Source organism: Paraburkholderia acidicola (genome assembly GCF_002362315.1).
Lineage (GTDB): Bacteria > Pseudomonadota > Gammaproteobacteria > Burkholderiales > Burkholderiaceae > Paraburkholderia > Paraburkholderia acidicola.
Map to the genome: position 1 here is coordinate 471980 of NZ_MTZV01000006.1, position 24257 is coordinate 496236.

A 24257-nucleotide genomic window follows, 5' to 3' on the forward strand; every position below is an offset into this window, starting at 1 on the left:
ATGAGAAAGCACCCTCTGGAAGTCAGCGCGTATTACCTGTTGTCCAGTCTCGTGCTGATCGTGTCGCTGTTCCCGTTTGTCTACATGGTCAGTAGTTCGCTCAGACACGGCAATGCGCTCTTCGACGCGTCACTGTGGCCCACGGCGCTTTCGCTTGATAACTATGCGGAACTGTTCCGCGATCAGCCGTTCGGCGCGTACCTGTTCAATTCGGCGCTGGTGGCGGGTGGTGTGGTGGCGTTGTCGCTGGGCGTGTCGGTACTGGCCGCGTATGCGCTTGGCCGTGTGTCTTTTCGTGGCCGCGGCGTGCTGATGATGTGCATCCTCGGCGTATCGATGTTCCCGCAGGTCGCCATCCTCTCCGGACTCTTCGAGCTGATCCGCGCACTCGGTCTCTACGATCATCTGCTGGCGCTGATCATCTCCGATCTGATTTTCACGTTGCCGTTCACGGTCTGGGTGCTCGTCACCTTCATGCGCGAACTGCCTCGCGAACTGGAGGAAGCGGCGCTCGTCGACGGTGTCGGTGTGCTGACGCTGATCTTCCGCATCTTCATGCCGCTGCTGCGCCCCGCGCTTGCGGCTACTTCGCTGCTCGCGTTCGTCGCGGCGTGGAACGAGTTCCTGTTCGCGCTGACGTTCACGATCTCGTCGGGGCAACGCACGGTACCCGTCGCCATCACGATGATCACCGGGTCGAGCAGCTACGAGCTGCCGTGGGGAACCATCATGGCCGCGTCCGTCATCGTCACCGTACCGCTCGTGATGCTCGTGCTGCTGTTCCAGCGGCACATTGTGTCCGGACTGACTGCGGGCGCGATCAAAGGGTAAACCGGTCGCACGGCGATCACATTGGAGCCCAGGCTCCTGAGGAAAGCACTATGAGCGAGATCAGGTTGACCGGTCTGCAAAAGAAGTTCGGCGCGACACCGGTACTGGCCGACGTCGATCTTTGTGTCGAAGCGGGCGAGTTCTGTGTGTTCATCGGTCCGTCGGGCTGCGGTAAATCGACGCTGCTGCGCCTCGTCGCGGGGCTGGAAGAGCCGTGCGCGGGCGACATCTGGATCGACGGGCGACGCGTGAATGAATTGCCACCGGCGAAGCGCGACATCGCCATGGTGTTTCAAAGCTATGCGCTCTATCCGCACATGACCGTGTACGAAAACATGGCATTCGGCCTACGGCATCTGCGTCTACCAAAAGATGAACTGGCGCGGCGTGTCCAGGCCGCTTCGCAAGCGCTGCACCTCGATGAACTGCTTGAGCGCAGGCCTGCCGCGCTGTCGGGTGGACAGCGGCAACGCGTCGCGATCGGACGCGCGATCGTGCGCAAGCCGAAAGTGTTTCTATTCGACGAGCCGCTGTCGAACCTCGATGCATCGCTGCGCGTGAAGACGCGCGTCGAGATCGCCAGGCTGCATCGCAACCTCGATAGCGCCAGCATGATCTATGTGACGCACGACCAGGTCGAGGCGATGACGCTTGCCGACAAGATCGTGTTGCTGCGTCCGCTCGAAGGGCGCAGCGACGTGGTGAGCATCGCTCAGGTCGGCTCGCCGCTCGATCTCTATCACCGGCCCGCGAACCAGTTCGTTGCGGGGTTCATCGGCTCGCCGTCGATGAATTTCATTCCGGCGACGTTCGTCGGCGCCGATGCGTCGGTGACGCGCGTGTCGGTCCGCGGCATAGGGCTCGACGCCCATGTGTCTGCGGACGGTCTCGTACCCGGCGCGGGCGTGACGCTGGGCGTGCGTCCCGAACATATCCAGGTGGGTGGTGGCCCGTTGAACGGCGAAGTCGCGCACGTCGAGCAGATGGGCGAACACGCGTACGTGTATCTCGACACAGGCTTGTCCGCACATCCACTGGTTGCGAAGTCCGCGCGAGGCGATATCCATATCGGTCAACGCCTGCCGTTTGCTATCGCGCCCGACGCACTGCATCTGTTTCATCCAGACGGACGGGCGGCAACGCGCGCGGCGCATGAACAGGACGCGAGCTCGCTGGCCCTCGCGTGATGGTGCGCCCGGCCGGTGCGGTAGGTGAGGCCGGCCGGGTGTTCAGCAGTTTCAGGCGGCTCGGGCCTGCAGCCGCCGTCGAAGAATTGGCAAATTGATTTCAAACAAGGACCAGGTATGTTCAATAAAAAGCTATCAGTCATCGTGTGGAACGAATTCGAGCACGAACGGGAAGAACCAGAGATACGCGCGATCTATCCGGACGGCATCCACGCGACGATCGCCGATGCGTTGCGCGAGATACCCGCCCTGGGACACGGCACGCAACCACTCGAGATCAGCACGGCCACGCTCGATCAACCGGAACACGGCTTGAGCGAAGCGCGTCTCGCGACCTGCGACGTGCTGGTGTGGTGGGGGCACAAGGCGCACTCGAAGGTTGACGATGAAATCGTCGACCGGGTGCAGCGTCGCGTTCTCGAAGGCATGGGGTTGATCGTGTTGCACTCGGGACACTTCTCGAAGATCTTCCGGCGCCTGATGGGCACCAATTGTTCGCTGAAGTGGCGCGAAGCCGCCGAGAAGGAACGTGTGTGGGTCGTCGAACGCTCGCACCCGATCGCCGCGGGTCTAGGCGAGTACTTCGAGTTGCCGAACGAGGAAATGTACGGCGAGCGCTTCGACATTCCGCAGCCCGATCAGACCATTTTCATCTCATGGTTTGAAGGCGGCGAGGTGTTCCGTTCCGGTTGCTGCTGGGAACGCGGACACGGCCGGATCTTCTACTTCCGCCCGGGCCATGAGGCCTATCCGACCTATCACAACCGCGACGTTCAGCAGGTGCTCGCCAATGCCGTGCAGTGGGCGGCGCCGCGTGTGAATTTTGTCGACCATTGCCCACAGTCCGCCCCGCTCGAAACGCTGAGCGACAACGGCAACGCATTCGCGAAGGTGGGGATCCGGCAATCTACGGGAGACATCGCGTGAACGACGATTACAAGGTGGAATTACCAGAAGCCGCCGTCACGCTGCGCGACCGGCGCCTGCGAGTCGGTGTGATCGGGCTGGGCGTCGGCCTCAAGCATATCGAGGGCTGGCGTGAGCATCCGGATGTCGACGTCGTGGCGATTGCCGATCCCGATGCAAAACGTCTCGCGAAGGTCGGTGACGAATTCTCGATCGACGCGCGTTATGCAGACGCGCAAGCGATGCTCAAGGCAGAGCGGCTCGACGTGGTGAGCATCTGCACGCCAAACAAGTATCACAAGGAGTTGACACTCGACGCGCTCCACGCCGGTTGTCACGTGCTGTGCGAAAAGCCGATGGCGATGAATGCGGAGGAGGGGCGCACCATGCTCGCCGCCGCACAGCGGGCCGGCAAGCGGTTGATGATCAATTTCTCGTACCGCTTCAGCGCACAATCGCGGGCGCTTAAAAGCCAGGTCGACGCGGGTGTCTTCGGCGACATCTATTTCGGCCGCACGGTGTGGCATCGCCGGCGCGGCATGCCTGGCTTCGGCGGCTGGTTCGGCACGAAGGCGCTCGCGGGCGGCGGCCCGCTGATCGATCTCGGTGTGCATCGGCTCGACCTCGCGTTGTGGCTGATGGGTTATCCGAAGCCGGTCTGGGTGATGGGCTGCGCTTACGATCCGATCGCGCGCGAGCTGGCCGAGCAATCGGGCAAGACCTTCGACGTCGAGGATCTGGCCGCGGCGCTGATCCGCTTCGACAATGGCGCGACGCTCGCGCTCGAGGCATCGTGGGCAACCAACATCCAGGAAGCCGAGCTGATGGAAACCCGCCTGCTGGGTACCAAAGCGGGGCTGCTGCAGAAAAACCTGAACGAAGGCTATACGTTCGACGCGCATATCTTCAAGGAACAAAACGGCGCGCAGTTCGACATGCGCCTGAACCCCTCCGGAACGATCGCGCACTCGGCAATGTACGACTACGCCGAGGCGATCCTGAGCGACACGCCGCATCCCGCGCCAGGCGAAGAAGGGCTCGTCGTGATGGAGATTCTCGATGCGATCTATGCGAGCGCCGCATCGGGTCAACCGGTTCGCGTTCAACCACGGGCAGCGGGACGCACGTCGTTCGAAGCACCCGCGCTCGAAATCGACGTAGCCGGGTAGCGATGCCGGCGGGCTCACGCACATCAAGTTCGTAGTCGACCCATCGTACCCAGCATTGAGGCAGGCATGCCGGCACAACGCCGGCATGCCGGTCTTCGTGCGCGCCAAAAACGGGTGCGTTTAATCAAAAGAAAAAGGCGCGCGCATAGCACGCACGCCAGAAAAAGGTTTGGAGACAACCATGATCAATTCAGCTCGAAAGAGGGCGCCCGGCGTCAGGCGGTTTGCCGTGGCGATATCGGTGACGACATGTTCGACGGTCCTGCATGCCGCGCCCGTTGCGACTGGCGCGACGACGCCTACCGATTCGACCACCGCGCCACGCGCTCTGGTGATGACCCTCGCGGATGCAGACAACGCAGAACCAGCCGGCATGAGTCAGTCGACAGGCGTGGTGCAAACCGACACCAGTCCGACCGGCACCGTGACACCGACACCGTCGTCGGCATGGAACCAGCTCACGCCGTGGACGGTATTCCATGGCTACTTTCGGGCAGGCGTCGGCGCGAGCGATGGCCACTCGCAAGCCTGCTACCAGTTGGCGGGCGCGTTGAGCAAATACCGGCTCGGTAACGAATGTCAGGTGTACGGCGAACTGGAAATCGACCAGACGTTGTACAAATTCTCGAATGGCATGCAGCTGTCGGCAGTGGGGATGGCGAGTCTCGTCAACTCGCTCGATCGTGTGCCGACCTTTCATACGAGCAACGGCAACCAGGGCAACATCCGCCTGCCGCAGTCGTATGTGCAGTTGACCGATATCCCTGGACTCGACGCCGCGCGCATCTGGTTCGGCCGGATCTACTATCGGCGCAACGACGTCTACGCGAATGATTTCTTCTACTGGAATCCGAGCGGCCTTGGCGCGGGCATCGAGAACCTGTCGATCGGCGGCGGCCTCAAGTTGAGTTACGGGCTGTTTCGCAAGGAAACGGTCAACGCGCCGTATTACGCGACCCGCCACGACCTGCAATTATCCGGTGTGCATCCGAACCCGAACGGCGAGTTGCAGTTCGGGCTGTCGTATATTCCGGCGCGCGCGCCTTTGAGTGGCTCGAACGGCTCGATGCAGGATGCGCACAGTGGCTGGTCGATTACCGTGCAGCATGTCCAGTCCAATCTGCTCGGCGGCAAGAACAAGCTCGCGTTCCAGTACGGCACCGGCCCCGGTACTGGTCTCAGCTACACCGGTACGCTCAGCAACGATCGCCGCTACAAGCGCCTGCGTGTGCTCGACGCATTCGACTGGCAGGCGACGCGTGACTTCGGCGGCCAGGTCGTCGGTATCTATCAGCGCGACATCGCACCGTCGGGCGGATCGCAAACCTGGGTGTCGGTGGGTGTGCACCCGGTTTATGCATTCACGCAACACATCAAGCTGCAGGGCGATCTCGGCCATGACCTCGTGACGCCATCAAGTGGCCCGACCCGCAAGCTGCTCAAGGCGAGCGTCGCGTTGACACTGGCGATGGATCGGTCGTTCTGGTCGCGGCCCGAGCTGCGCGTCTTCTACACCTACGCGCACTGGAACCAGGCGGCGCAGGCCGCAGCCGCGCCGGGTGATCCGCTGTCGACGACGGGGATCTTCGGTATGTCGCGTACCGGGTCGACCGTGGGCACGCAGATGGAGTGGTGGTGGTAAGTCGTAGAGGCTGAGCAATCTGCGCGGCTTTGTACGGTTCCGGCGCGGATGTCATCCTCATCCGCGCCGGAGCGCTTGCGTAGCCCTCGCAAGGTCTCTGGAAGGCGGCAGACCGAACAGGCGGGCATATTCCCGGCTGAACTGGTTCGGGCTTTCGTAGCCGACGCCGAATGCGATCGACGTTGCGCTTCCCTGGCCGGAGATCAATTGCGACCGTGCGTGCAACAACCGGATACGCTTCTGATACTGCAAGGGGCTCAACGCCGTCACCGCCTTGAAATGGCGATGGAATGCCGACACGCTCAACGCCGCCATCCCGGCCAGCGTTTCCACCCTGATCGGTTCGGTGAAGTTGCCGCGTATCCAGTTGATTGCGACGCCGACACGCGAAAGCGCCGTATCCGGCGAGGCAATGTCTCGCAGCATCCAGCCGAGTGGCCCCTGAAACACCCGGAACAAGATCTCCCGCTCGTAAACGGGGGAGAGCACCGCGATCTCGTCCGGCCGTTCCATCAACCGGAGCATTCGAATCCAGGCGTCGAGAAGCTCGTTATTGACTGGCGCCACCGAGAATCCCGAACCGGACAACGTACTGGAGACCTGTGGCGGCAGGTCGCGGATAAGCGCGGCGACGATAGCGGCGTCGAGCGTCAGGCTGACGGCAAGATACGGTTTGCCTGTCGCGGCCGGATGGACGGAGCCGACGGCCGGGAGATCCACTGACATGACAAAGTAGGTCGCCGGGTCATAGCGAAAGGTCCGGTCGCCGACCGTCATCGTCTTGGATCCCGTCAGGATCAGGTTGATCATGGGATCGTAGACAGCGGCGAGCTGGTGCTCCGGGATTTCGCCCTGGACCATGGCAACACGCGGGATGCCGGTTTCTGTGCGCCTGTTCCCGGCCCTGGAGGCCAGGGCTCTCAGTTCCTGCAGTTGCTTTTCCATGATCCGACCGTAACAGAGGCGTTCCGGGCGTACAAGGCGAAAGCAGAAACAGGCAAGTTTTGAGGAGGATCGGGTGAGTGTGCGGTGGTCGATAATCGTAGACTCTTCACACGCCAAATAGAGGAGAGCGCACCATGCTCGACCACGTTTTCCTATCCGTCAGCGATATCGACCGCTCGATTGCCTTCTACGAGGAGACGCTCGCTCCGCTTGGCATCGCCCATGCGCTCGACTACGACGGCAGGCAAGGTCCCCCCGGCCACCCCGATCTCAAGGGTTTCGGCAAGGACGGTCGCGTGTTCTTCTGGCTGCGCGAAGGTACGGTCGAAGGCCACGCTGCCCATGTCGGTTTTGTCGCGGATGGCAAGAGCGAGGTCGATGCGGCCTTCGCGGCTGCGATAGCGGCAGGTGCCACTGAAATCCATCCGCCCGGGCCGCAGCTTCACTACGACCCACGCTACTACGCGGCTCAGGTTCGCGATCCCGACGGCTACAGCCTTGAATTCGTCTACAAGGAATGGCAGCACTGATATGAAGAAGCTTGTCGAAACATTCATCCAGACCACCAACGCCTTCGATGTCGACGGCGCGTTGGCCCTCTTCGCATCCGATGCAGTCATCGACGACGTCTCGGTTGGCGACGCCTTTGTCGGCACCGAAGGTATTCGCCTTTATCTCGAGCAGTTTTTCGTTGGTTATAAAACTGCCAGCAAGCTTTTGTCTCTTGAGCAACCGGACAAATTCAATGCCGTCGCTCGCCTCGATTTCACGGGTAACTTTGGCCACGAGATCGGGACGCTGAAGATCGCAATCAACGCTGCGGGTCTTATCGAACGCATCGACGCGGATCTCGAATGAGCATCGCAGGGCACAACGATTGATGAGCGATGCGGGCTGATCGGGGCGAAACCGGCGTGCCTGTATCGACACGCCGGTTCCGCCCACTTCGAACGAAAACCGCTTACTGCTGTTGCAGTTGCTGCTTCTGAATATACGTCCGCACATCGGCCATCGACACGCGCCCGGTGTGCGCACTGTCGATTGCATCGAAGTGCTTCGAGACGTACCCCAGACCGCTGCTTTGCGCCTGCGCCTTCGTCACAGAAGCGCCGTTGCTGAGCACCGTGTTAGCACCGAGCCGGGCTTCAACACGTTGCTGCGCCTGCTGCTGCAGGGTCACACCAGTGGAGGGCAGCACAGCCGCCACGCGATTCTGCGGAAAGAACGGACCGTCGACACCTCGACTGCCATGCGGCAGCGTCACAGGCGCCACCGCCTGAGGCGGCAACGCATGCGCGCTACTCATAACAGCACCGAGCATGATCAACGGGGAAATACGTCGCATCAAATTGATAAGAGACATGATCACTCGCATTGAATGGGTGAACAGAGGGTTCCCTGTAAAGGAGTATCCCGCCATCGATCAGGGTGCCTTCGCATCGGTAGTCGCTGCGCTGGCAGTTGGCGTGCTGGCCGCGGCTTCGTCTGCCCAAGGTGCCGGCAACGTCTTGAGCGTGAGCGCGCCCGGAATCGCCGCGTTCTGATAGAAGAGCGCCAGGTCCGACTTCATCTGCGGACGGGCAACGTCATCCAGATAGATCATGTGACCGCCCTGGAAGAAGCTGACCTGCAGATTCGGATTCAAACCCGATACGGTCTGGAGCCGCGCGAGCTGTTTCTCGGTATTGAAGAACGGCGTAGCCAGATCGTGATAGCCGTTCTCCGAGAACACAGCGAGTTGCGGATTGAGCTGCAGCGCGCCGAGCAGATCGGGGATCGTGTCCGGCAAAGCTTGCCCATCGTGCGAAAAGTCCCAGCTACCGATGATGCTGTCGTTCAACGGCACGTAGGTCGCATTCGGCGCCGTATAACCGAGGTAGTTCGGCATCTGTGTCGCGAGGGCGTTCGTGAACGGCTGCGAAATCAGGATGTCCGACGGATCGCCATCGCTTTGCAGCCGCGAGTCCGAATTCGGCAGCGACACGCGTCCATCGTACCGGCCGATCGTCGTGCCCGATATCAGACTGCCCGAGAACGGATTCGCATTGAAGTAACCCTTCAGTGCCTGCAGCGTCAGACTAGACGGCTGCTCCCACGACGTGAGCGTCTTCGACGAAGGGAATACCGGCCTGCCCAGCGCATTGGGGTCGCCGATCTGGCTCAGCACCCACGACTGCGAATAGCTCTTGAAAGCGCTGTACTCGGTCGTGACGAACTGCGCCATCTGCGTCGCGTAGGCGCTCTGGCTAGCCGGTGCCGGCGATACCTGGTTGTAGTACGCCGCCACCTCCGCGTAACCGGGCATGTAGCCGGCGACGGTGTCGGTAGCGAGGGCGAGACCGGCGGTCGAATTCTCGACGGCAACGGCTTCCGTCGCATCTGCGAAGTAATTGAGGATCGCGGACTGCAGCGTGATCCCGGTCAGGTGTACGCCAGCTGTTTCGAGCGACAGCGCGAGCATGTCGGTCCGCGGCGTGCCGTAGGACTCGCCGTAAAGATAGATCGGCGAGCTGCTGCGACTATTGACCGCCAGATAGCGCTCGATGAAATCGCGCATCACGGTGACGTCCGGATCCGAACCCCAGAACGTCTGGTTCGTGTTCGGCGACACGGCCTCGGAGAGCCCGGTTCCCGGCGGATCGATGAAGACCAGGTCCGTCGTATCGATCAGGCTTTCCGCGTTGTTGACGAGCGGATAGTTGGGCCAGTTGGTACCGAACAGCGGGTCGGGCGTGGCGACGCGGGTCGGTGCAAACGAACCGAGACGCAGCCAGATCGACGACGATCCTGGACCGCCGTTGTAGACGAAGGTCACCGGCCGCGGCGCACCGTTCGTGCTGGGCGCGGTGTACGCGACATAGGACATCGACGCTTCGGGATTGCCACTTGAGTCAGATGCAGTCAGGTGGCCCGTGGTGGTCGTGTAATTGACCGTGGTACTGCCCGAAGTCCATGTGTAGTTCATCACCGCCGCCTTCTCGGCAACCTGCGATGCGTCGAGACTGTCGTTCGCATTCATCGAATAGGCGACCGGATCGACGTAGGTCTGATTGGCAGCGGTTGCTTGCTGAGCTGCTTTCGCGCTGGCGGCCTGCTTCAGGCTTGCGGCACTGCTCGAAGAACCGTCTCCGCTACCGCATGCGGCGAGCGCCATGACGCCGATCACCATCGCTGCAATGATCGTGATCTTGCCCGGCGCAACCAACCGGCCCTGGTGGCCACGGCGATTGCTGGCACATCTCCTGTCTGGTTTCATCTTTATCCCTGGTGGTGGGTTCAGATACCGTTTCACAAAGACCGTTGGCACCGACTGGACGCGTCGGAACCAGCAGTCGGGATTGAACTGCTTTCTGAATTTAAAACCACGAATCTAAAGTGCATAAACCTGTAGACCGACTGGTGAAATTATTCTGTCTTTTGTTGTGGTTTAAGGTGAAGGGATTTTTAATGGTGAAGCCATGGGGAAAATAGGCGGGGGTGCTGGGTCTTGTCAAGGATCATTCGGACGACAGCAATACGTATGTGAGATTTTGACACGTTGCGTGAGTATCGGAAGAAGTGTTGTTGCGTTGGCATATTGAAAGTGTTTCTTGAGCTGTGTTGCCTGAATGTTCTACTTTTGTACACCGTGTGTTCTGCCGAAACCAGGAAGAGCCTTGTTCTTCTGGCAATAAGGCTTTTTGAAAGCAATCTTTCATATTTCTGATTGAATCAATGATTTATATAAATCAATCGCTTCCATAAAAAATTTTACCGTATCCGGTGAGGCAGATAATTTGAGGAATTTTGAAAATTATCTGAATTGTCGTTTCTGGATTTTCGCAAAATACCGATCTTTTACTCAACGGACATAGTGCTCTACGACGCCGCTCCGGGTCGCTGTGTTTCTGACGACTTCCCGCATGGTCAATCATTCTGAAGATCGATTATGGTTATCGACTGGTCGTGATCAACAAGACGCGCTATTGGACAGGCAATGGTATCGAGCTGCAGCGTCCGCAAGCGCTGTGGCGACGATGTACTCCCGTCGACCGGTCTCTGGCGGGAATTAAGGCCTATAATCTGGACAACTGTCCGGAATAAAATATCTCATCCTCTATGCCCATTCGCCCGCCCAAACATCGTGCTGCCGCACAGGCTCGCCGAACCACACTTCTGGAAGCCGCCATCGATGTCATTGCCGAAAAAGGCATCGACGGGGCCACACACCGTGCCATCGCTGCGCGTGCCGAGATGCCCTTGTCGACCACCAGCTATTTCTTCGCGTCGATCGACGAACTCGTCGCCGAGGCGATGCAGACGATTGCCGCACGGCTGATCGGGCAGGTCGAAGATTTGATTTCAGGTTTCGTTAGTGTCGATGGGGACGTAGAAGGGTCGATTGAGCGATTGGTGGAGTTGCTGACAGCCTCCCGCCCAGCCGAGATTGCCGCCGAATTTGAAATCTATTTGCAGTGCCGCCAGCGGCCCGAACTGCAAGCCACTGCGCACCATATGATGGCCAGCTTCGAGCAGACCACCGAAGCGGCGTTACGCGCCATGGGAGTCAACCAGCCCGGGGAGGCCGCCCGGGTCATGATCGCGCTTCTTGACGGCTTCGCGTTGCATCGATTGGCGTGGCCGCGCGGCGACGCGGATCGGCGCGTACTGCTGGGTGGAATCCGCGCCCTGATGCGTGCCTACCTTCCCGACGACCGGTAGCCCACCCGGCACTCGGCGGCGGCGGTGTCCCGCATCGCGACAATATAGATATCTGGACAAATGTCCGATAATTATCTAACCTCCGCTCCAGAGGTCGAATCTGGATGTCTCAGGTCGACCGCGTTGAGTGAACTCGATCTGAGGGCCATCGATGGATACGGAGCACAAGTCATTGCTGGATCACGTCGCACGCCTTGTGCTGAGGGTGGTCGGCATACTGCCAACATGGTTGCAGCGATGGTTGGGCGGCAAACCGGTCCGTATCGATGGGCAGGTGCTACACCCTGAGGTTCAGCTTGCGTTGCGGTTGCTCAATCTGGTGCCGGGCTCATCGTTTGAGACCTTGCCGCTCGCCGAAGCGCGCGCAGTTCTCGTCAAGGAGGCGCAGCTGTTTGGCAATCCAGTCCCGATCGAAACCGTCAGGGATATCTCCATTCCAGGCGAAGGAGGCCCGATCCCGGCGCGTTTATATAGACCGGCCAATCTAACGGGACCATCGGCTTTACTCGTGTACTTTCACGGAGGCGGCTGGGTGCTGGGTGACCTTCGTGTCGCGGACAGTGCATGCCGGGTCCTCGCGATCGAGGCGAAATTATCGGTGCTATCTATCGACTATCGCCTTGCCCCCGAGCATCCGTTCCCCGCTGGTCTGAACGACGCACTCACTGCGTTTAAATATGCGGTCGACAACGCCGCGACACTTGGCGTCGATCCGGCCGCGATCGGTATCGGAGGGGAGAGCGCCGGTGGCAACCTTACCGCTGTCGTCTCGCAGATCACTACGGCAGGCAACGGCCCCAAGCCCGCGTTTCAGCTGATGTTTTTCCCCGTTACCGATCTATCCACGAAGCACGCTTCATATGCGTTGTTTGCCGACGGGTTCTTCCTGACGGCGACCCAGATGGACTGGTACCGCAATCACTACCTGACAAACGAAGCTGAGGCGCTCGACTCACGAGTATCGCCGTTGCTCGCGAAGGATCTCGCTGGACTACCGCCGGCCTATGTCGCCGTTGCGGGTTTCGATCCTTTGCGCGATGAAGGTCTGGCGTACGCTCGTCGCCTGAGCGAAGCGGGTGTCCCTGTCACATTGCGTCTCCATGACGGTCTGATTCACGGGATCATTAATGCGCTTGGCGTAGGCCATACAGGACGTGACGCATTGATCGAAGCTGCAGGCGTGTTGCGTGCGGGGCTGACGTCTCTCGCGGATGTTCGGGCGACGGGTCCGAAAGGATCCCGATGACACCCGGCGCGCTGGAAATCGCGGCCGGCCGTGCAGCCGAGCTGGCCGACATGAGAGACGAAGAAGTTTTCGACGCGGCCATCGACTTGATTGGTGGCGAAACGCTCAGTCGGTTCATATCCGCGGTCCGACCTGATGGAGCCGTTCTCGTGGTCGGTAATGCTTCCGGTCAGAAGACGCAGTTTGACACCGCCGATCTGGTTTTCCGGCTGACATGCACTCCATATAAACCTCTTGGTGGACTGAACTGTCCGGCTTAGTATATGAGTGATCTTTCAGATTCCGGAGGCGAATCTCTCTGACCGTGACAGCCAGTGATCAAAGAATATCATTTCAAAGGAGAATTGTCGTGGCACGCTCCATTGTCTTGATCTCTATATTCTTATCGTTGCTCGCTTCGCCGTCACTCGCCAGTCAATCGCCAGAGGCGGAGGCAATGCAGAAGAAGATGGCGGCAATGGCCATCGCTGGCAAGAAGCAGGTGGCTGCGGCTCAGGCATACGCTACAGCGTTGGAAGCTTACGAGACTCAACGAGCCAACACCCCCGAGGGCTCCGAGAATACGCTGTTTCAGAGTTATCATGATCTTGTCGTTAAATACACTTTGGCCATGACGAACTTCTGGCTTCGACAGGACGGCGATAAAAATCTTCCGTTACCAGTTCTTGGAGCTGCCACGGGCACCGTGACGCTGGACAAAGTCAAGAATGACTACAAAGTTGCTATTCAAGAATATATCGCTGGTCTCAATATCTACGATCAAAATCTTGCCTTCAATTTACCGACAGATCCCCCGCCAATTCCGCCGATGAATCGTGGCGATAGAGATTTCGCAAATTATGTGCAAACAGAGAAGGAAGCAGGCGCCTTGAGACAGGCAAGCATCAATAAATTGTTGTCGGCGAGGGCCAAGTTGATCGCTTCAATGCCTATATATGCCAACCCGGGCGGCGGCTCCGGACAATCTTCCAATGATGACAAGCCAGGGCTCGGAGGTTGCCCTCCGGGAGAGACTCCCTTCACTGGTGTAAACGTCACTACTATTACGTGCGCACCGTACTAGCGCCTCCTGATCGGAAAATCTGCTGTTGAAGCGGAGTAACGATTAGGTGCGGAGAAATTCGCGCTTACCCCGGTTCCTACTGCGAAAAATCTGCCCGCGAACCTTGATCAACCATTGTTTGGACGCCAATAGGCAACACCTCCAAACATACCGGCGTTGGAGATGATCGCATTCGTATGCGATATTTCGAATTCATATTTTACATAACATAAATTAGCGAACTTTTTGTTGTAGCAGCAATATGCGAAAGTCCGATTCTCACTATGTACATCGCGAAAAATACCAGTCGAGCGCGAAGCTCAAAGCGCACCGGCAATTCCGCGCAGGCACCGCTTGCCCGTCGCAAACGAAGCCTTCCACGAACCACGCGCCCGGCACCAGCTTCCGTTACCGGGTTTCGCCGGTTGAATCCGCCCATCCCCAATGAAAAAGCCCCGTTGCGGGGCTTTCAGCGTGCTCACCGACACCCATACGCCACACTCACTGCGCAGCTCGGATAGCGCGAATCCTGCCCCATACGGCAAAGACGATGAACCCTATGACCACAGCAAAAACCAGCCAGATCAGGAGGAAAAGCAGAAACGTAGTCATATCCTCGATATCCAACGCATCCGCGCTGTAACCTGGCGAAAACAGATGAATGCAGGAACGGATCGCGTGCACCAGCCATAGGGGTATCTCCGCCGACATGTGCGCCAGAAGCAACTGAGTCACCGGCATCGCTGCGGAATATCCCAGGACGATCGCAACGACAAGGCGAACGATGATAGAGAGCCACTTCATCGCACGGACACCGTTCCGTATGCCTTTAAATCGCTCCCAGGCACGGACATCGTTGGTCCGCCTGAGCGGATATAACGCTGAAGGCTTTCAAACTGGCTTCCGTTCTTGACAGTAATGCAACCGTCACTCAGGTGCATGGGTCCCTCAGGATGGAGGCGAAAATTCCCACGATGAACACCGTTAATGACGGTCGTGTCTCCGCCCACTGCGTTCCACAGCATGAACCATTTTTCGCGGTCCGTACTGCCAAAATGGGAGGCAACGAAGTTATGCAGCGATCCAAGTACCCCACCCGACTGACGATCAATGATGTAGTACGTGCCAGGCGGGATAGGCCCGATATCTACAACCGCCGCAGCTTTCGAATTGTCACGCCCCGCGTCATGGCCTGAGTACGCCTCAACCCCACCAAAGCCCGAACAAACGAGCGTCGAAGTCGTCTTGCCATTTAAAAGAAAAGTGCACTGAACGGGCATCGCCATTTCTCCAAGGTCACGTCGGCCGGAATCATTTTAGTCTACAGACATCTGTATTACCGCAGATCCTGTCAGATCAAAGCAAAACTTGACGCAGGACTCTATCGCCCACCCGTCAGCGCAATTCAATCAATCTTGAGCTGAATCGAGTTGTACCCGAGGATATTTCCGCTCTTATACCAGACGATAATCTGGCCGTTTCTATCGTTCGCCAGATTCGCTTGCGTATAGCCGGCGTTCGCTTTTTGCGTCACCAGGCCCGTACCGGAAACGCCTAGATTCCAGTCGGTCACCGCAGAGTAATGCATCGACGGATCTGCGGTTACATCGATTTTCTGCCCATTAGTCGAGACCAGTTCGACCTTCAACTGCACACTCCCCCCATGTGGAACATGAAGAATATTCTGGTTGATGAACTGCGTCGCGGCGGCCGCGGCGGAGGCGCCAGTTGCGTCCCACTCTGCCTCGCCCTTGTACACAGCCCCATTTACACTCACTTCAAGCAGCACGTTGGGTACGTCTTGTGCCGAGGCGCGGTAAGGCAGCATGGCCACCACACACCCGGTAAAAAGAAATGCAATGAGCCGCATTGACTTCATCCTTCACTCTTCGGTTGAAAAAACATCGGGCTGTCGACAGACCATAGTCCAATCGCTCGCGCCTGCACCCGCTACTCGGTCAGGCGGGCCGCGCTGAGCCGTGCGATAACCGCCACCACTCCGCAGACCCGCCGCAACCGTCCATCGGTCCGGCAACGTGCCGGACACTCCTGACGCTAGTCGCAGTATTTCAAGAAAAATCCGCTTCTCTACCGCAACTGCACGTCACGTCATCGCCCGTTAATGTCAAAGGAGATCGGCAGAACATACGAAGCGCGGGCGGGCTTACCTCCCACGGTCAGGGGATCGCACGATGTGTATTTCAACGACTCAATTGCAGCCTCATCGAGACGAGGATATCCACTACTCTGAACGATCGCACTTTTCTCAAACTTGCCGTCTGGATCAAGGAAAATTCTCACTCTGACGACTCCCCGCTCGCCCGCCTCCATGGATGCCTTTGGGTAGGCCGGTGCGGCCATGCGACAGCTGCGACGACCGGCTGCAATTCCATGTAAAGGTCTGACAGCCATCTGAGACTCCTGGTCCGGTGAAGCCGGTTTCGTGTCGGACACATCCACTTTGAACGACTGCGGCAATTGCGCTTTAGTCATCGACTGTGGCCCCGAGGAGCATGCGCTCACCACGAGAGCAGCCAGCGCCGTCACAATGCGATATCTCATAACTGATCTTCCGGCCGTTTTTTTACGAAACCAGCACACTACCCGAACAAACACCGTCTTTTGGCACAACTGGCATCAGATCTTCTGGACCTGCAGCACCAGCACGACCTCGGTGCGCCCTCTCAACGTCGCATGTCCTGCGAGGAACGCAGGTAGAAAGCGCTCACGGCTGTTCGATGCGGTATCCGAATCCTGTATCAGGCCACCGAGTACCACGACCTCACCGTCGCGCAGGTTCGCCACCGTCTGCAACGAACGCGTGTTTTTTGTCGGCGAGCCACTGACGCCCGTTGTCGTGCTGACAAAGCTCGAAATCTCCTCATCCACGCTCAACTGAATGACGTCCTGCATCACCAGTGGCGTGACGTTGAAAATCACGCCCGCATCCTGATACTCAATCGACTGCACAGGCGTGCCGCTCACTCCCTGATAGCTCACGCTCGATACGGTCGGCACCTGTTGCCCGACGTTAAGCCTGACCTGTTGACCGGAGACACAGCGCACGTTCGGCGATGAGACTTGCTTGAATCGCGAATCAGCGTTCAACGCAGAGATAGCGAAACTCAACCGGCCGGCACCAAACTGCAACGCGCTCGAGTCAGCCACTGTCGACCCTTCACCGACCTTTACGCCGACGCCGAGCAGCCTTGACGCGACGCTGAACCCTGAATTGGTGTTGTCGGTGTCGCTGACCTCATAGGCCCAACCACGCACCACCACCTCACCGGCCACTGTATAGAGAGGCACCAACACGAACAACCATGCCGCGCTGGAGGAGCACTACACCTGCATACGTTGTAATGCAGCGTTCGCCCGCATCATGACAGGCGAGCTTCGAAAGCAGATATGGATACTTTTGAACGCGGGTCAACATTGACTCGCGCCAGGCAGCGGTAGCCGAAATGACTAAGCTGCAAAGCGCCACCGCCGGTTTGCACAACCCGGTCTAGCAGTTCAGGGGGCGTTGACCTCAATCACCCGCTCCGTCGAAACCAGTCTGGCGCCCACCATACCGCCCCCACCAAGCCGCAGCTTCAAGGTGGATGGTGCATTGACGTCCAAACCAGAAAAATATTCCAAACCGCGAATATTCTGCTTTTCGTGGAAGTGAATAAACCACGTCGAGCAGTAGTCTGTTGTTACAACCCGGCATTGCACCTGGATATCGAGGCGTTGCGCAACAAAGGGATACTCTTCAGGCTCCACGAAACCAATATCGAAACGTTTTGTGATATTGACGGGAACAACAGCGCATCTTAAATATACGTGATCCACCCAGAATGTCTTGTCCAATGAACTCAGATTTTCCTTGGTATACGTAACAATTGTGAGGCCATTCTCGCCTCGTTCTTGAATGTCATACCGAGTGACATCAACGGCCTTACAGCCCATGACCGTAAGGATTAATGCACAACCAGTCAAACGCAGTAAGGCACGCATTTTCCCTCCAATCAAGATCCGAGAACAACCCAGTACATCCAGGCACGATGGAAGCTGACGTTACTTATACAGTCTCACATCTATGGATGTGGCAACCACCATCGTCAGCACTATCCAGATTGGGGCAAGCGCGGCGAAGAATTTCACTCTCCCGACAGTATTCACCCAGCTGTATCGTGGAACAAATGCTACCCCAATCTGATATTTAATGATTTTCTCGGCACCATTGTAGAAAAAAGCCCAAAATGTAAACCCGATGGCTGAGCAAAACTGGACACCGTACCAGGTCAATACGTATGGATTGTGATCCTGGGGCCGAAAATAATACGAAAAATTTGGTGTTCCGCCTAGTATCGTCGCAATCCCCATAATGATCCAGGGATGCGCATGAAAGACAGCGAACCAGCGACGAAGTGATTTTGCTTCATCGCTCGTGCGTAAACTCATCGCTCCTGATCGTGCCGCGGTTCGCTCCTGAGCGATATACCTCCATCCGTTTTCAATGATGGCTAGCAACCAGAAATAACGGCTAAGTATGTCAAATACCATCGTCAATGAATGCTCCTGATTGTGGCCCGTGGCTACCCTTCTCACCCAGATCACAAGCGAACAATCGATAAATTACCACCTTTTAAGAGGTTTTGTTCATACGTTCAGCCCGGTAAAATGTTGACAACGCGCTGCTTCAACGACATTATCGGTTTATCTCAAAGTACAAGTTGTCCGTTATTTTCGCGCAGGGCGGAGACTATGGCAAAGAAAGACAAGATCATGGCAGGCATTCTCACTGTCCATGGAGTATCGGGCGTCGTGTGGACTCTATCGGTCGCTTCGACTACCCCTCATTTGCCACTCTTTTTCCAAATACCGCTCTTTGTGCCGAGTAATCTGGCATTGGCGGCCGCAGGTATAACTGCTGGTTTTGGTTGTTTCAAGAAAAGGCGGTGGGCGGCCTCCTTGGGGCTGTGCTACTGGGCAATTCAGGTACTTCACTTCGAGATACCAACCCCTCATATTTATTTTTCTTTCGCTCTCGGTTTTGCCATCACGCTGTCCCAGCGTCTGTCCGATTCAGGTTGGATAGGCGTGAATGTATTTGCGCTCGCAATGTTGATCTGGCTCGCCATAAGAATCGGCACAGCCGGCAGTCCGTTCTATCGACCGGGCACAGCAACTGCATGATATTTTCCCAATGTCCGCAGACCTACCCACAGCGCAACCGCACGTCGACCGCCAGCCCACCACCATCGCGCAGACGCAGTTCGACACTGCCGCCATGCTGCCGCGCGATCCGCTCGGCGATCGCGAGCCCGAGGCCGGTGCCTTTTTCGTCCGTCGAACTGCCGCGCTTGAACGGCTGCTTCAGCAGCGGCAGCAACGAAGCCGGCACGCCCGGGCCACGATCTTCAACCGTCACGATGACCCATCCGTTCTCGCAACGCGTGACGACGGAAAGACCTGTGCGACCGTAGACTACTGCGTTCTGCATCAGGTTCATCAGCAGCCGCTGCATGCTCACCGGACGAAACGACAGCGGCGGCAGCCGTTCGAGCGCAAGTTCGAATGGCCGCCCAAGTCCCGCGTAGTCGGCGGCCAGTTGCTCGATGAGCGCGTTGAGATCGCCCTCGACCGGTGTCTCACCTTCGCCGCCGCGCGCGAAATCGGCGAACTGCTGGACGATCGCGTCGATCTCTTCGACGAAGCGTTCGGCACTGGCGATCGGCGCATCGAACGATTCGGGGGCAGCAAGCGCCATGCGCAGTTTGGTCAACGGCGTGCGAATGTCGTGCGAGATACCGGCCAGCATCTCCGCCCGCGTCGACTCCATTGCCGCGAGCGAGGCCACCATGCCGTTGAAAGCATCGGCGACTGTCGTGAGTTCGAACGGCCCTTTGACCGACACCGCCTCCGGCCACACGCCGCGGCCTACGCTGGCCGCGGCGCGCGAGAGCCGCGTCAACGGACCTTCGATGCGCCGATGGATCACATACGCGCCGAGCGCCGGCGCCGGTACGACCATCAGCAGCAGCGCGATCAGACTCCACTCCAGCGTATGAGCGATGCCGGAAACGGCGGGCAGCACAATCCAGCGATTCCCGTCGTCGAACGGCAGCCCTACCCAGATGCGGCGTTCGGGGCCGGGGTCCCAGCGCACCTCCACACCCGGTGGAAGCCGCTCCTGCAAACGCTCGAAAAAGAGTTGCATGGCGTAGCCCGACGGCGGACGCCAGGTCCGCACATTCGGCGGCAATGCGTCATCGCGCACGCCGTTCAGGTCGGCCAGCACCTTGTGCCGCTGCCCCGGCGGCAGCGCGACCAGCAGCCGTTCGATCAGCACGATCTGCGCAGCCTCCACCGCCGCGGCATCGTCGATGCGCGGTCGCTGAACGAACAGCACGTAGATTGCGATCGTGCAAAGCTCACTCGCGACGATCAACGCGAACAGCAGCAGCATGCTGCGTCCGAATAACGAGCGCGGCCAGACGCGCATCACGTTTCGATCTCCGCAATCAGCATGTAGCCGATGCCCCACACCGTACGGATATGGCGGGGCGCTGAAGCGTCGTCCTCGATGAGTTGTCTCAACCGCAGCACCTGCACGTCGACGCTGCGCGAATTCGCTTCGTAGCCGCGCCCGCGCGCGCGTTCAATCAGGTTGAGGCGGCTCACCGGGCGATTCGGCGTACTTGCGAGCGCACACAGCAGCCGCAGTTCAGCGAAACCCAACGGCACCCGCTCGCCGTCGCGAAACAGCTCCTCCCGGCGCAGATCGAGCCGGAACGTGCCGAACCGCAACGCGCCCGTGTCGGTTTCGGCGAGCAGTTCGCCGCGCAACGTCCGTTCGTGCAGAAGGAAGCGCTGCCGACGCAGCATCGCGCGAATCCGCGCCGCCAGTTCGCTCGGGACGAACGGCTTGGCGAGATAGTCGTCGGCGCCCATTTCGAGGCCGACGATCCGGTCGACCGGATCGCCGCGCGCGGTCAGCATCAGGATCGGAATCGTGTGGCCCTGCGCACGCAGCCGCTGGCAGATCGACAAGCCGTCTTCACCGGGCATCATCACGTCGAGCACAAGCAGATCGAACGAATGGCGTTCGAGACTGGATTCGAGTTGCGCGGCATCGCAGACCGCCCTGACTTCGAAACCCTGCGCCGTGAGAAAACGCTGCAGCATCCCGCGGATCTCGGCTTCGTCATCGAGCACGAGCAGTCGCCCGGGACGGGTATCGCGCGGCGAAACAGACGCGGAGGAAGTCGACATGATTGCGAGCCGGACAGTAACGGACAGAGTGAGTGAAACGGACAACGCGGACAGCGCCAACAGCGACCGCCCGTCCCCTGACTCAGCTTAGCGCATGTGCTGCGCGGCGAACTGCTCGACCTGCTCAAGCGTCACATAGCCGAGATGCGCACTGTCGATCTCGTCGAAATGCTGCGCGACGCGCGGCATGCCGGCCTGCGCTTCGGCACGGGTCAGCTTGCCGTCGTGATCGACGTCGGCTGCGGCGAAACGCGTTTCGAGCTTCTGCTGCATGGTGGACTGCGCGAAGGCAGGCGACGCGACGAGCAACGCTGTCACGATGATACAAAAACGCTTCATTGAATCTCTCCTGTAGGACGAACCGTCGATTAACCGACGCGGCGCCAGTCTAGGTGAGCGCCTCGCGCGATGCGTTTCGGGCCGGTAACAATCGATGTCAATTTATTTCACAACGGCCCCCGAGGTCCGCGCGGCGCGGCTCGTGCGGCGCTGAAACGAGTCGACATATCTTTCCAACAGATTCCCGCGGCGCATCCTTCTACAGTGCGGGTCATCGCCACACGGCATCCCGCCCGGTGCGGCGGACTCATGGAAGGACATCCGATGAAACGTCATCCGCTAATCAAGCTCGCCGCCGCGGCCGCACTCGTCTGTGCGACCGTGCCCGCATTCGCCGGCGTCACCGTGGGCATCGGTATCGCGGCGCCCTTCGCCGTGGTACCGGCCGCACCCGTCTACGTGGCGCCGCCGCCAGCGGTCTACGTCGCGGCACCCGTCGTTGCCGTACCGGTCATTGCGGCGCCCGTCGTCGTCAGCCGGCCTGTCTACGTCGCGCCGCCGCCCGCTACCGTCGTCTGGCGCGCGGGCTACTGGGCACCGGCGGTACGCGGTGCGGTCGTCATCCGTTGAAACGGCCGAAGCGGCTGACACCTTTCTCCCTTCCCTCTTCCTTCGTTCCTGCGATGAAATCTCCTTTTCCGTGGATCGCGGCATCCCGCTGCCTCGCGATCGCCGCCTGCGCAGCAGCATGCCTGTGCGGCAGCGGCCCAGCATTCGCCGGCTGGGCTGAACGCGGTGCGGTCTTCACGCCGCACGGCGTCTACCGTGGTGCTGGCGTCGGCGCGTGCGGTGGCGGCAGTTGTTCTCGCGCGGGTGGTGTCGTCGGGCCGTATGGCGGTCTCACCACGCATACCGGTTCGGTCACCCGCACCGGCCCCGGCCAGTTCACGAACTCGGGCACCACCACCGGCCCCTCCGGACGCTCGTTTCAAAACAGCGGCACCACGAACTGCGCAAGCGGCACGTGCTCGCATACCGGTACCGTGACCGGCCCGAGCGGCAACACGCTCTCGACAAGCGGCAACGTCACGCGCACGGCGCCCGGTCAGTACACGTCGTCCGGCTCTGTCACCGGGCCGAACGGCCATACGGTGACCCATAGCGCTTCCACGAACTGCAGCGGCGCGACGTGCAGTCGCACGGCGAGCCTGACGGGTCCGAACGGGACCGTCAGCACGTCGGGCAGCGCGACGCGCATCGCACCTGGCGTTGTCGCGACATCGGGCAGCGTGACCGGTGTGCATGGGACGAGCGTCACGGTGTCGGGTGGGGTTGTGGCCGGTGTGGCGGTAGGTGTTCCCGCGACGCCCGTCGCTGTCGGCACCGCCGCGGTCGTCGCACCGGGCCCGGTCGTCGTTGTGCCTTCACCGTCACCGTCGACGTCGGTTGCCGTTGCGGTCGGCCCCGTGCCCGCGCCGCCTCCGGTCGTTGTCGCAACGCTGCCGTCTGTCGCTGTTGCAGTCGCACCGCCCCCTGCTCCGCCGATCGCGTACGTCGCGCCGGCCGCCGCCGCAGTGGTCGTGCAGCCCCCTGTCGTGTGGGCCGTGCCGGTCGCGCCACGCGTGTGGGTGCCCGGCCACTGGATCGGCGGTGTCTGGGTCCATGCTCACTGGTCGTAACCGTCGATGCGCTTTTTCCCGAATCCACTCCGACTGTCCGCCAATCGATCTGCTAGCGCGAAGATCCGTGATACCGCACCGTCCAGCCCACACACCGACTTCACCTCACGTTCACGCCGCAAGCGCATCACGCTCGCGCTGTCGATCGCTGCCGCGACGCTCGCGGACGCGGGCTGCGTAGCGACCGTGCCCCCTCCTCCGTCGCCACCGATCGACGCAGTGCCGTTCGCGACTGCGGAACTGCCGCCGCAGTGCGTCGTCAGCTATGCCGCATTGCTCGACCTCGCCGAACTGGCGCGACGCTACGGACGCGCGTCGAGCGTGTTCCTCGATGCGCTGGGCGACCTGTCGGATCAACTGAACAACTGCCTCAGGCAAGCGGACGATGTGCGAACGCCGGGCCGCCTGCCGGAATCGCTGATGCTTCATGCGATCGCGGTACCTCTACCCGGTTTCGCGCGTTGACGCCAACCGCGAATGAAAAAGCCCCGCATCGCGGGGCCATCTCATCTACGACACATTCATAATCACTTGCACTCAATGCGCACAATCGAATTGCCTGACGAGTCAGCACTCGCCGGCGGATTCGGACACGGCGATACCCCGTCCGGCGAGAAGTTGACCGGCACCCGCAGACGGTAACGGTCCGCGCTCACCGTCGCTGGTACTACGCACTCCGATTTCTGGATTGCTTCAACCGCTGACGCATCGAGTCGAGCTTATACTGCATAGCCATCAAGCATCCCACGCCCCACTCTGCCCTCCATGACCGAACCGCGACTTATCGAAATCACGCCCGCCACACATGGCGTCGACATCGATCTCGTCTATGCCACCGCGCGCAACCTGACCGGCAAAGCCATCTACAAAGCGGCCCGCTGCCTGCTGCTCGAACCCGCTGAGGTCGCGTTGCGCAAGGCAGTAGAAATTGCCCGCGACGCCCGCCTGACACTACGGATTTTCGACGCCTACCGTCCGCGCGAGGCGCAACAGGTGCTCTGGGATTTCCTGCCCGATCCCACCTACATCGCCGAGCCTGGTCGTGGTTCGAACCACAGCCGCGGCACAGCGATCGATCTGACTTTGCTCGATGCAAGCGGCAGCGAACTCGACATGGGCACGGGTTTCGACGCGATGACGATCGAGTCCGAACACTTTCATCCGGGTCTGCCCGAACACGTGCAGCGCAATCGCCTGTTACTGCTCGGCATCATGCATGCCGCGGGCTTCATGCACATCAAGAGCGAATGGTGGCATTACGAGTTGCCCGGTTCCCGTACGCTGCCTCTGATCGACGACACCGAAAGCGGCCTATTGCATCTCATGTAATGGCGTGGTTCCCTGACAGACTCTCCCCCATCCCTTAT

Annotated in this window: 29 protein-coding genes; 16 read left to right on the forward strand and 13 right to left on the reverse strand. The window is 59.7% G+C overall.

The features are described 5' to 3' along the window. From BWP39_RS21090 to BWP39_RS21110, 5 genes are all read left to right on the forward strand, one after another. Entirely contained in the window at nt 1-831 is an 831-nt protein-coding gene (locus BWP39_RS21090) for a carbohydrate ABC transporter permease (RefSeq protein ID WP_096723738.1), read from the forward strand. Nucleotides 832-881: 50 nt separating this feature from the next. Beyond that, the gene (locus tag BWP39_RS21095; RefSeq protein ID WP_096723740.1) at nt 882-2018 is read left to right on the forward strand and encodes an ABC transporter ATP-binding protein; all 1137 of its coding nucleotides are present in this window, start codon (nt 882-884) and stop codon (nt 2016-2018) included. A 117-nt stretch (nt 2019-2135) separates the two neighbouring features. Further along, the gene (locus tag BWP39_RS21100) at nt 2136-2945 is read left to right on the forward strand and encodes a ThuA domain-containing protein (RefSeq protein ID WP_096723742.1); all 810 of its coding nucleotides are present in this window, start codon (nt 2136-2138) and stop codon (nt 2943-2945) included. After that, nucleotides 2942-4093 (forward strand): Gfo/Idh/MocA family protein, encoded by a 1152-nt coding sequence (locus BWP39_RS21105; protein WP_096723744.1) that lies wholly within the window; start codon nt 2942-2944, stop codon nt 4091-4093. The genes BWP39_RS21100 and BWP39_RS21105 overlap by 4 nt, the downstream gene beginning before the upstream one ends. A 241-nt stretch (nt 4094-4334) precedes the next feature. Continuing rightward, a complete protein-coding gene (locus BWP39_RS21110) occupies nt 4335-5735 on the forward strand; it encodes a maltoporin (protein ID WP_235851464.1) in 1401 nt (466 codons plus the stop codon). Between the two features lie 57 nt (nt 5736-5792). Here the strand turns inward: BWP39_RS21110 and BWP39_RS21115 are convergent, their stop codons facing one another. Continuing rightward, nucleotides 5793-6680 (reverse strand): AraC family transcriptional regulator, encoded by an 888-nt coding sequence (locus BWP39_RS21115; protein ID WP_096723749.1) that lies wholly within the window; start codon nt 6678-6680, stop codon nt 5793-5795. Nucleotides 6681-6814: 134 nt separating this feature from the next. Here BWP39_RS21115 and BWP39_RS21120 point away from each other — a divergent pair, with 134 nt between their 5' ends. Beyond that, nucleotides 6815-7210 carry a VOC family protein gene (locus BWP39_RS21120; RefSeq protein ID WP_096723751.1) on the forward strand — a complete coding sequence of 132 codons (396 nt, stop codon included), beginning with the start codon at nt 6815-6817 and terminating at the stop codon, nt 7208-7210. A 1-nt stretch (nt 7211) separates the two neighbouring features. Next, nucleotides 7212-7538 carry a nuclear transport factor 2 family protein gene (locus tag BWP39_RS21125; protein ID WP_096723753.1) on the forward strand — a complete coding sequence of 109 codons (327 nt, stop codon included), beginning with the start codon at nt 7212-7214 and terminating at the stop codon, nt 7536-7538. A 103-nt stretch (nt 7539-7641) separates the two neighbouring features. Here the strand turns inward: BWP39_RS21125 and BWP39_RS21130 are convergent, their stop codons facing one another. Next, the gene (locus BWP39_RS21130) at nt 7642-8043 is read right to left on the reverse strand and encodes a hypothetical protein (RefSeq protein WP_207557009.1); all 402 of its coding nucleotides are present in this window, start codon (nt 8041-8043) and stop codon (nt 7642-7644) included. Between the two features lie 60 nt (nt 8044-8103). Next, a complete protein-coding gene (locus tag BWP39_RS21135; protein WP_096723755.1) occupies nt 8104-9936 on the reverse strand; it encodes a S10 family serine carboxypeptidase-like protein in 1833 nt (610 codons plus the stop codon). A gap of 842 nt (nt 9937-10778) precedes the next feature. On the opposite strand from BWP39_RS21135, the gene BWP39_RS21140 reads away from it, so the two are divergent. The 4 genes from BWP39_RS21140 (at nt 10779) to BWP39_RS21155 (ending at nt 13690) form a co-directional block, all read left to right on the forward strand. Beyond that, complete coding sequence (locus BWP39_RS21140; protein ID WP_096723757.1) at nt 10779-11381, forward strand: TetR/AcrR family transcriptional regulator; 603 nt, start codon at nt 10779-10781, stop codon at nt 11379-11381. A gap of 151 nt (nt 11382-11532) precedes the next feature. After that, a complete protein-coding gene (locus BWP39_RS21145; protein WP_096723760.1) occupies nt 11533-12627 on the forward strand; it encodes an alpha/beta hydrolase in 1095 nt (364 codons plus the stop codon). Then, nucleotides 12624-12887 (forward strand): zinc-binding dehydrogenase, encoded by a 264-nt coding sequence (locus BWP39_RS21150; RefSeq protein WP_096723762.1) that lies wholly within the window; start codon nt 12624-12626, stop codon nt 12885-12887. The genes BWP39_RS21145 and BWP39_RS21150 overlap by 4 nt, the downstream gene beginning before the upstream one ends. Before the next feature lie 89 nt (nt 12888-12976). After that, nucleotides 12977-13690: a hypothetical protein gene (locus BWP39_RS21155; protein ID WP_133116904.1), complete on the forward strand. Its 714-nt coding sequence runs from the start codon at nt 12977-12979 to the stop codon at nt 13688-13690. Nucleotides 13691-14170: 480 nt separating this feature from the next. On the opposite strand, the gene BWP39_RS21160 is transcribed toward BWP39_RS21155, so the two are convergent. The 7 genes from BWP39_RS21160 to BWP39_RS21190 form a co-directional block, all read right to left on the reverse strand. Then, nucleotides 14171-14473: a hypothetical protein gene (locus BWP39_RS21160; protein ID WP_096723766.1), complete on the reverse strand. Its 303-nt coding sequence runs from the start codon at nt 14471-14473 to the stop codon at nt 14171-14173. After that, nucleotides 14470-14955 (reverse strand): DUF2778 domain-containing protein, encoded by a 486-nt coding sequence (locus tag BWP39_RS21165; protein ID WP_207557010.1) that lies wholly within the window; start codon nt 14953-14955, stop codon nt 14470-14472. The genes BWP39_RS21160 and BWP39_RS21165 overlap by 4 nt, the downstream gene beginning before the upstream one ends. A 119-nt stretch (nt 14956-15074) precedes the next feature. Continuing rightward, nucleotides 15075-15539: a hypothetical protein gene (locus tag BWP39_RS21170; protein WP_133116905.1), complete on the reverse strand. Its 465-nt coding sequence runs from the start codon at nt 15537-15539 to the stop codon at nt 15075-15077. A gap of 239 nt (nt 15540-15778) precedes the next feature. Further along, entirely contained in the window at nt 15779-16231 is a 453-nt protein-coding gene (locus BWP39_RS21175) for an energy transducer TonB (protein WP_096723770.1), read from the reverse strand. Between the two features lie 75 nt (nt 16232-16306). Further along, complete coding sequence (locus BWP39_RS21180) at nt 16307-16978, reverse strand: type II secretion system protein GspD (protein WP_207557011.1); 672 nt, start codon at nt 16976-16978, stop codon at nt 16307-16309. A 207-nt stretch (nt 16979-17185) separates the two neighbouring features. Further along, nucleotides 17186-17671: a hypothetical protein gene (locus BWP39_RS21185; RefSeq protein WP_096723774.1), complete on the reverse strand. Its 486-nt coding sequence runs from the start codon at nt 17669-17671 to the stop codon at nt 17186-17188. 60 nt (nt 17672-17731) lie between these two features. Further along, entirely contained in the window at nt 17732-18226 is a 495-nt protein-coding gene (locus tag BWP39_RS21190) for a hypothetical protein (protein ID WP_133116906.1), read from the reverse strand. Between the two features lie 195 nt (nt 18227-18421). Here BWP39_RS21190 and BWP39_RS21195 point away from each other — a divergent pair, with 195 nt between their 5' ends. Beyond that, nucleotides 18422-18853: a hypothetical protein gene (locus BWP39_RS21195; protein WP_096723778.1), complete on the forward strand. Its 432-nt coding sequence runs from the start codon at nt 18422-18424 to the stop codon at nt 18851-18853. 22 nt (nt 18854-18875) lie between these two features. On the opposite strand, the gene BWP39_RS21200 is transcribed toward BWP39_RS21195, so the two are convergent. From BWP39_RS21200 to BWP39_RS21210, 3 genes are all read right to left on the reverse strand, one after another. Next, nucleotides 18876-20162 carry an ATP-binding protein gene (locus tag BWP39_RS21200; protein ID WP_096723780.1) on the reverse strand — a complete coding sequence of 429 codons (1287 nt, stop codon included), beginning with the start codon at nt 20160-20162 and terminating at the stop codon, nt 18876-18878. Further along, nucleotides 20162-20932 (reverse strand): response regulator, encoded by a 771-nt coding sequence (locus BWP39_RS21205; protein WP_096723783.1) that lies wholly within the window; start codon nt 20930-20932, stop codon nt 20162-20164. The genes BWP39_RS21200 and BWP39_RS21205 overlap by 1 nt, the downstream gene beginning before the upstream one ends. A gap of 87 nt (nt 20933-21019) precedes the next feature. Then, entirely contained in the window at nt 21020-21271 is a 252-nt protein-coding gene (locus BWP39_RS21210; RefSeq protein WP_096723785.1) for an EF-hand domain-containing protein, read from the reverse strand. Between the two features lie 264 nt (nt 21272-21535). Between BWP39_RS21210 and BWP39_RS21215 the strand changes: the two genes are divergently transcribed. From BWP39_RS21215 to ddpX, 4 genes are all read left to right on the forward strand, one after another. Beyond that, the gene (locus BWP39_RS21215; protein ID WP_096726070.1) at nt 21536-21841 is read left to right on the forward strand and encodes a hypothetical protein; all 306 of its coding nucleotides are present in this window, start codon (nt 21536-21538) and stop codon (nt 21839-21841) included. 53 nt (nt 21842-21894) lie between these two features. Then, complete coding sequence (locus BWP39_RS21220; RefSeq protein WP_207557013.1) at nt 21895-22890, forward strand: hypothetical protein; 996 nt, start codon at nt 21895-21897, stop codon at nt 22888-22890. Nucleotides 22891-22896: 6 nt separating this feature from the next. Beyond that, entirely contained in the window at nt 22897-23355 is a 459-nt protein-coding gene (locus BWP39_RS21225) for a hypothetical protein (RefSeq protein ID WP_096723787.1), read from the forward strand. Between the two features lie 300 nt (nt 23356-23655). Beyond that, entirely contained in the window at nt 23656-24219 is a 564-nt protein-coding gene (ddpX, locus tag BWP39_RS21230) for a D-alanyl-D-alanine dipeptidase (protein WP_096723789.1), read from the forward strand. The last annotated feature ends 38 nt before the right edge of the window (nt 24220-24257 follow it).